This is a genomic window from Rummeliibacillus sp. POC4 (assembly GCF_003576525.1).
Classification (GTDB): Bacteria; Bacillota; Bacilli; order Bacillales_A; family Planococcaceae; genus Rummeliibacillus.
The window spans coordinates 1-1,400 of the sequence record NZ_QWUA01000151.1; the positions used below are offsets into that span (position 1 = coordinate 1).

1 protein-coding gene is annotated in these 1,400 nt (G+C 34.9%); it reads left to right on the plus strand.

What is annotated here, in order from left to right; all coding sequences use genetic code 11:
• The first annotated feature begins 139 nt into the window (after positions 1-139).
• Positions 140-1,333 carry an ISL3 family transposase gene (locus D1606_RS18445; RefSeq protein WP_119417449.1) on the plus strand — a complete coding sequence of 398 codons (1,194 nt, stop codon included), beginning with the start codon at positions 140-142 and terminating at the stop codon, positions 1,331-1,333.
• Positions 1,334-1,400 lie beyond the last annotated feature (67 nt).

A 1,400-nucleotide genomic window follows, 5' to 3' on the forward strand; every position in this document is an offset into this window, starting at 1 on the left:
GGCTCTATACTAAATGTGGTGGTGTGGTCAATAGAATCAAGACTTTGACAACTTTCTAAAAATGCACAAAAAAATAACATCCTACTCACTCTTTTTGATACCTTTAATGTGGCGCAAAAAAGGATTGGAGTGAGTATGGATGCAAGAACATTTTATCATGGAACTACTAGGAATTAAAGATAAACACGTGGAATTATGGGAAATGAAAGAGGAAAATCATGAGTTTCATTTCTGGCTACAAACGAAACAAAGAACACAAACTTGCCCGAATTGTGGTGCAAAAACGAAACGAGTACACAGTTATCGTATTCAACCAATTAAAGGGCGTTTGATAGAAGATCGCCCAGTAAGAATCCATCTACGAAAAAGACGTTATTTATGTACAGCTTGTAAGAAGACATTCTTTGAAAAATTATCATTTATCCAACGTTATCAACGTCATACAAGATCCCTTGAACAACAAGTATTAACCTATGTTGGGGATCACTCTTTTAAGGCTGCAGGGAAAATGACGGGATTAAGCACCAATCAAGTAATTCGTCTATTTGATCGGCGTCAGATTCAGGTAAATTGTGTACTTCCAGCAGTCATAGCGATTGATGAGTTTAAAGGAGATGCTGATAAAGAAAAATTTCAAACGATTATTGTCGATGTGCAAAATAAAAAAATTATGGATGTTTTGCCGGACCGACTAAGTAAAACAATCGAAAATTATTTTCGTCAATGTGATACGAGTAATGTAAAAGTGGTTGTCATGGATTTATCGAAACGCTTTAAAGAAGCCGTTCGAAAAGCTCTTGGAAATCCTTTAATTGTGGCGGATCGATTCCACTATATGAGACAAGCATACTGGGGGTTCGATAAGGTACGAAGAGAAATACAAAATAAACTTCGAAAAGAAGACCGTATTTTGTGTAAAAGAAGTAAAGAACTTTTGTGGAAATCACCGTTTAAATTGAAGGAGGATCAAAAAAATCGAGTCGACGAGTTATTAAAAGATAAACCCAAATTACAAGAAGCTTATGTATTGAAAAATAAATTGGATGAATGGTTTAAAACAAGCAATTGTTGCACTGCGAAAGCAGGTTTGGAAGAATGGTGTGAATTAGTAGCGAATTCGAATATAGAGGCATTTCAGTCGGTTGTTGGAACATATAAACGATGGAAAACAGAGATATTAAACTCATTTGTCTATCCGTATAGTAATGGATATATTGAAGGGGTAAACAATACAACAAAGGTAATTAAACGAACATCTTACGGAATTAAAAACTTCTCAAGACTGCGAAAGAAAATATTATGGCGTCAAGTTGTAAGAGAAGTGAGTGTTTAAAATCACACTCACTTCAAAAGAGTAGAGTATTTGTGGAATTTAAACACCACCACATTTGACAAAGAAC

Coding starts and splice junctions, on each gene's coding strand:
- D1606_RS18445 (WP_119417449.1), top strand. CDS start 140: ATGCAAGAACATTTTATCATGGAACTACTAGGAATTAAAGATAAACAC.